This window comes from Salmonella sp. 741265055_HSA, assembly GCF_046569525.1.
Lineage (GTDB): Bacteria > Pseudomonadota > Gammaproteobacteria > Enterobacterales > Enterobacteriaceae > Salmonella > Salmonella enterica.
In genome coordinates this window covers 26145-32144 of sequence record NZ_JBKFSQ010000043.1, presented here as the reverse complement: position 1 = coordinate 32144, position 6000 = coordinate 26145, and the positions used below count along the sequence as shown (strand labels likewise).

Here is a 6000-nt window from a genome sequence, read left to right as displayed (position 1 = left end):
TAACGGGTCTGGTGACCAAAGTGAACACCAGCCTTGAGCATGTCGCGCATGGAAACAGTTGCCATGATTTAAAACCTCTATAGATTAAGTTGGGGTTATGCCTCCACGTATCCCATATTACCGACCCCAAAGGGCACCCCGGAATATGTGCCGATACGTGTGTGTTGTTACACAAAGTGAGATTTGTCGCTCCCGTCCATCGTGTGTAGTCTTCGAATGGATCGGAAGTCCGGCGCGCTTTATACCACAAAATGGCGCTGAAAACCAACAGTTGTTCAACCAAAGAACGCGTTGAGTGGCGATTCGGACTCAAAAAAGCATGGCAGAACTTTATCTGGATCAATTCAGCGAGCGGAAGGGGTATCTACAATCGCGGCACATGGAATAGCAAGATTTATAAAAGGATTTAATTGGTGAATAAAAGTATAATTATCAATATATTAATACTATTAACAGGGTGTGGTATCGCTTCCGCTTATGCCACAGCGCAGACTTACCTCACAGAAGAAACCCACATTGATTTCAGCGTTGACACGCAGCAGCCCAGCACAAAAACGCAACAGAGTATTACTTCGGCCTTTGAGGAAAATAAAAACTGGGTTTGGTTTAACCTGGCGCCAGAGGCGCTAACGGCCAATCGCTGGAATAGCACTTCACGCTATGAGATTAAAAATCAACAAATACAAATCGAAGGGATAACCTACTCTCTCAAAACAGAAAACAACGGTAAAACACTCAGTCTGGTGAGCGAACCAAAGATGGCCTGCGGCTTTTTTGACTGTGTTATTACGTTGAAGCTTCAGCAGGTCGATGACAGCACCCCGGGACTTCAGAAAATCAAATCACGTTTCGCAGAGCAGCAACAAAAATGGCAGACCCGCCTCACTCAGGAGCGTGAACAGCTAGCCGCCCTCGTTCAGAAAGATGATTTTCCCGGCGTCGTTTTTTCTGTCACCTCCAATCTGGCGATCAAACTCCCGTTGTCAATTTATAACTCCCTTGATTCATGGAACTCCGGCGCCTATTTCCGCCGCATGGGAAATCAAGGGCTTTATATTAATATCAAAGACGAAGGTACCCACGTTTATAGCTTTACAGAACGCGAAAAAACAGCGGCAGACCATAAACAATCAGAAATGATTAACGGTGAGATTTTTGTGGTTAAAACAGCAAAAGACCCCGCCTATCTGGACAGATGGCTCGCCAGCCAAAAAGGCATTCTTTTCCGCACCGACAACGGCGCTGTCTACTACAACGAGGACTACACCCCTGAAGCCGTGTATTTTCAGTATGACGATGCCACCGGGACCTGGCTTGTTGCCCGAGCCAATGCTGTAGACGGAGAGCTTACAACCGTTGCGCGTGCCTGGGCTATTGTGCGCACCATGGAGCCACAATATCGCGGTAAGGATGTGTTGTCGCTGGCCGACCTGTCATTGCCGGGAAAAGAGCTCGAATCGCGTTATCAGACCAGCATGAACCAGCTATTCGATGTTGTTGAAACCCAGCGTAGCTTTGAAGAAACATTAACGCCGCTACTGAAAAAACCACAGCGTTTTATTAAGCCTCTTTCACCGCGAATGTCAGTAAAATACAACAGTTGTTTTTCTAATTATATTTATGTCGATATCAAGGTTCATCATACCACCCTTGACGAGGTGATGGCGAAAAACCAACAGAAATATCCCAACGGCAAGCGGCTGGAAAATCTCTTTATTTTTACAATGAACGGAGATAATGCTAATTATTCCTGGTACTACCGCCTGGCCGACAATCTGACGCTGGAGTTTCCGGCCCGGCAGGCGGCATCGCTGGAGAACCAGCTATTTCTGGCTCAGGTCTTTAAGCATCTCGATTTCAGCAAGTTGCCGAAAATTCCCGCCAGCGAAAAGAAAAACCTCTTTAAATATAACCCCTTCGCAAAAGCCGTTGCCGATATTGGCTTTGAGGTCGACGATGGTTTCATCGATAACGATGGTAATTTGCTGATTCCGATGCCCAAAAACGGCAAATACTCATTTGAGTGGCAGTCTCCCTATATTGTCGCCACCTTTGTTAAATCTGAAGGGGAAGGTGTATACCGCAGAACCGACCAAAAATTCACCTTTGACCGTCACGGTAAAGCCGTTAAGAAACCCTAATCAACCTGGTGAACCATGCGGACGTCAGCGTTACCAGAATGTTCAACATCTGGCACTGACGCCGCTGCACTGTTAACATTGATACGACATAACCTATTATTGTCGAAATAATCGACACTGCTGGACACTATCCATGGCTATTTCTATCAAGACATCTGAAGACATCGAAAAAATGCGCGTCGCGGGCCGTCTGGCAGCCGAAGTGCTGGAAATGATCGAACCGTATATCAAACCGGGCGTCACCACCGGCGAACTGGACCGTATCTGTAACGATTACATCGTTAACGAACAACACGCGATCTCCGCCTGCCTCGGCTACCACGGCTATCCGAAATCCGTCTGTATCTCTATTAATGAAGTGGTGTGCCACGGCATTCCGGATGACGCTAAACATCTGAAAGATGGTGATATCGTCAACATCGACGTGACCGTGATTAAAGATGAATTCCACGGCGATACCTCGAAGATGTTTATCGTCGGCAAACCGACCATTCTGGGTGAGCGTCTGTGCCGCGTCACGCAAGAGAGCCTGTATCTGGGCATCAAAATGGTGAAACCGGGCATCCGCCTGCGCACCATTGGCGCCGCCATCCAGAAATATGCCGAAGGCGAAGGTTTCTCCGTGGTACGTGAATACTGCGGACACGGTATTGGTCGCGGCTTCCATGAAGAACCGCAGGTGCTGCATTATGATGCAGACGATGGCGGCGTCGTGTTGCAGCCTGGCATGACCTTTACCATTGAACCGATGCTGAACGCCGGGGATTACCGTATCCGCACCATGAAAGACGGCTGGACGGTAAAAACCAAAGACCGCAGCTTGTCTGCTCAGTACGAGCATACTATTGTGGTAACGGAAAACGGCTGTGAAATTCTGACGCTGCGTAAAGATGACACCATCCCGGCGGTCATCACACACAACGAATAATGTTTTGCCTGATGGCGATGCCTTCGCATCTTATCAGGCCTACAAATTACACCTTTACTCAAAATCATTCGAGTTGCCTCAAGGCGGCAAGAGAGTGAATCTTCAGGAGCGTACATAAGTACGTGACTGGAGTGAACGAGCGCAGCCAACGCAGAAGCAACTTGAAGGATGAAGAGTAAATACGTAGGCCGGGTAAGGCGTTCACGCCACCATCCGGCTTTTTAATGGGTGGCGCATATGAATACTCTTCCTGAACAGCACGCGAATACCGCACTCCCCACCCTCCCGGACCAGCCGCAAAACCCTGGCGTCTGGCCGCGCGCTGAACTGACCGTCGCCGGTATCAAAGCCCGCATCGACATCTTTCAACACTGGCTGGGCGAGGCATTTGACAGCGGCATTTGTGCTGAACAGCTTATTGAAGCTCGTACCGAATTTATTGACCAGTTGTTGCAACGCCTGTGGATTGAGGCCGGTTTCGGTCAGATTGCCGATCTGGCGCTGGTCGCCGTCGGCGGCTATGGACGCGGCGAACTGCATCCGCTTTCCGATATTGATCTGCTCATTTTAAGCCGCAAAAAGCTGCCCGATGAACAGGCGCAAAAGGTCGGCGAACTGCTGACTTTATTATGGGACGTCAAGCTGGATGTCGGACATAGCGTACGTACGCTGGAAGAGTGTCTGCTGGAAGGTCTGTCTGATTTAACCGTTGCGACAAACCTCATCGAAACGCGCCTGCTGATCGGTGATGTCGCTCTGTTTCTGGCACTGCAAAAACATATTTTCAGCGAAGGTTTTTGGCCGTCCGACAAATTTTACGCCGCTAAAGTAGAAGAGCAGAACCAGCGCCACCAGCGCTATCACGGCACCAGCTATAATCTGGAGCCAGATATTAAAAGCAGCCCCGGCGGCCTGCGCGATATCCATACGTTGCAGTGGGTCGCCCGACGTCACTTCGGCGCTACCTCGCTCGATGAGATGGTGGGATTCGGCTTTTTAACCCCGGCTGAACGCGCGGAGCTCAACGAATGCCTGCATATCCTGTGGCGCATTCGCTTTGCGCTACATCTGGTGGTCAGCCGCTACGATAACCGCCTGCTGTTCGACCGCCAGTTAAGCGTCGCTCAACGCCTTAACTACAGCGGCGAGGGCAATGATCCGGTTGAGCGGATGATGAAAGACTACTTCCGGGTTACGCGCCGGGTCAGCGAACTTAATCAGATGCTGCTTCAGCTATTTGACGAGGCGATTCTGGCGCTGCCTGCGGATGAAAAACCACGTCCTGTTGACGGTGAGTTTCAACTGCGCGGCACGCTCATTGATCTGCGTGACGACACGCTGTTTATCCGCGAACCGCAAGCGATCCTGCGCATGTTTTATATGATGGTGCGCAATAGCGCGATCACCGGCATCTACTCTACGACGTTACGCCATTTGCGCCACGCCCGCCGCCACCTGAGCCAACCGCTGTGCTACATCCCGGAGGCGCGCACTCTGTTTCTTAGTATGCTGCGCCATCCCGGCGCGGTCAGCCGCGGCCTGCTGCCTATGCACCGCCACAGCGTACTGTGGGCTTATATGCCGCAGTGGTCACACATCGTCGGACAAATGCAGTTTGACCTGTTCCACGCATACACGGTGGATGAACACACCATCCGCGTAATGCTCAAACTGGAGAGCTTCGCGAAAGAAGAGACGCGCCAGCGCCATCCGCTATGCGTCGATCTCTGGCCGCGGCTTCCCCATCCGGAACTGATCCTGATCGCCGCGCTGTTCCACGATATTGCGAAAGGACGCGGCGGCGACCATTCGGTACTGGGCGCGCAGGATGTACTCACCTTCGCCGAACTGCACGGTTTGAACTCACGCGAAACGCAACTGGTCGCCTGGCTGGTGCGCCAACACCTGCTGATGTCGGTCACCGCCCAGCGCCGCGACATCCAGGATCCGGAAGTCATCAAGCAGTTCGCCGAAGAAGTGCAAACCGAAACACGGCTGCGTTTTCTGGTCTGCCTGACCGTCGCGGACATCTGCGCGACCAACGAAACCTTGTGGAATAGCTGGAAACAGAGCCTGCTGCGCGAGCTGTACTTCGCCACTGAAAAACAGCTCAGGCGTGGAATGCAAAATACGCCGGATATGCGTGAGCGCGTGCGTCACCATCAGCTTCAGGCGCTGGCGCTGCTGCGAATGGACAATATTGATGAAGCCGCGCTGCACAAAATCTGGACCCGCTGTCGCGCTAACTATTTTGTTCGTCATAGTCCAAATCAGCTCGCCTGGCACGCACGCCATTTATTGCAGCACGATCTGCGCCAACCGTTAGTGTTGCTCAGTCCGCAGGCCACGCGCGGCGGAACCGAAATTTTTATCTGGAGCCCGGACAGACCCTATCTGTTTGCCGCCGTCTGCGCCGAGCTGGACAGGCGTAATTTAAGCGTCCATGACGCGCAGATCTTTACCACTCGCGACGGCATGGCAATGGATACGTTTATCGTTCTGGAACCAGACGGCAGCCCGCTGGCGGCGGATCGTCATGACGTTATTCGCACCGGTCTTGAACAGACCATTACGCAGCGTAGCTGGCAGCCGCCGCAGCCGCGTCGGCAACCGGCAAAGTTACGGCACTTTACGGTCGAAACGGACGTCAATTTTCTGCCCACCCATACCGACAGAAAATCATTCATGGAATTGATCGCGCTCGATCAACCTGGTCTGCTGGCCAGGGTCGGACAAATTTTTGCCGATCTGGGAATTTCGCTTCATGGCGCCCGAATTACAACCATTGGTGAACGAGTAGAAGATTTATTCATAATCGCCACAGCGGATCGGCGCGCACTTAATAATGTGCTGCAACTTGAGGTGCAACAACGGTTGACAGCGGCCCTCAATCCAAACGATAAAGGGTAGTGTGTTTATTTATATGAAAGA

General features: G+C 51.7%; 4 protein-coding genes. 3 read left to right on the top strand and 1 reads right to left on the bottom strand.

Features of this window, described 5'->3' with window-relative positions; genetic code table 11:
* Nucleotides 1-65: hypothetical protein (locus ACLD4K_RS19125; RefSeq protein WP_223863071.1), on the bottom strand; the 65-nt coding region annotated here is incomplete at its 3' end.
* Between the two features lie 348 nt (nucleotides 66-413).
* On the opposite strand from ACLD4K_RS19125, the gene ACLD4K_RS19120 reads away from it, so the two are divergent.
* The 3 genes from ACLD4K_RS19120 (at nucleotide 414) to glnD (ending at nucleotide 5979) form a co-directional block, all read left to right on the top strand.
* Complete coding sequence (locus tag ACLD4K_RS19120) at nucleotides 414-2141, top strand: hypothetical protein (protein WP_411012340.1); 1728 nt, start codon at nucleotides 414-416, stop codon at nucleotides 2139-2141.
* A gap of 133 nt (nucleotides 2142-2274) precedes the next feature.
* Nucleotides 2275-3069 (top strand): type I methionyl aminopeptidase, encoded by a 795-nt coding sequence (gene map / locus ACLD4K_RS19115; RefSeq protein WP_183060093.1) that lies wholly within the window; start codon nucleotides 2275-2277, stop codon nucleotides 3067-3069.
* Nucleotides 3070-3306: 237 nt separating this feature from the next.
* Nucleotides 3307-5979 (top strand): bifunctional uridylyltransferase/uridylyl-removing protein GlnD, encoded by a 2673-nt coding sequence (gene glnD, locus ACLD4K_RS19110; RefSeq protein WP_183060092.1) that lies wholly within the window; start codon nucleotides 3307-3309, stop codon nucleotides 5977-5979.
* Nucleotides 5980-6000 lie beyond the last annotated feature (21 nt).

Excerpts from the sequence above, each read along its gene's own strand:
- map (WP_183060093.1), top strand. The coding sequence starts at position 2,275 with ATGGCTATTTCTATCAAGACATCTGAAGACATCGAAAAAATGCGCGTC.
- glnD (WP_183060092.1), top strand. The coding sequence starts at position 3,307 with ATGAATACTCTTCCTGAACAGCACGCGAATACCGCACTCCCCACCCTC.